General features: G+C 71.8%; 1 protein-coding gene. It reads left to right on the top strand.

What is annotated here, in order from left to right; translation table 11 throughout:
* Positions 1 to 65 precede the first annotated feature (65 nt).
* Positions 66 to 234 (top strand): MerR family transcriptional regulator (locus KVT45_RS55790; protein WP_217562792.1); only part of this gene is annotated, 169 nt, incomplete at its 3' end.

Below are 234 nucleotides of genomic sequence, written 5' to 3'. Positions count from 1 at the left end.
GATCGGAACGGGCTTGCGCTCCACGTGACGTGAGGACCCAGGGTGGAGCGCGCAAAGGAGCGGACATGAGCTACTCCGCCGGACAGGACGCCGGATTCGCCGGGGTCACGGTGCGCACCCTGCACCACTACGACGAGACCGGCCTGCTGGTCCCGGGCGGGCGCAGCCACGCCGGCCACCGGCGCTACGGCGGCGCCGACCTCCGCCGGCTCCAGAAGATCCTGTTCTACCGGG

This window comes from Streptomyces sp. GbtcB6 (assembly GCF_019091475.1).
GTDB lineage: Bacteria > Actinomycetota > Actinomycetes > Streptomycetales > Streptomycetaceae > Streptomyces > Streptomyces hyaluromycini.
This window is presented reverse-complemented; position numbering and strand designations above follow the sequence as displayed.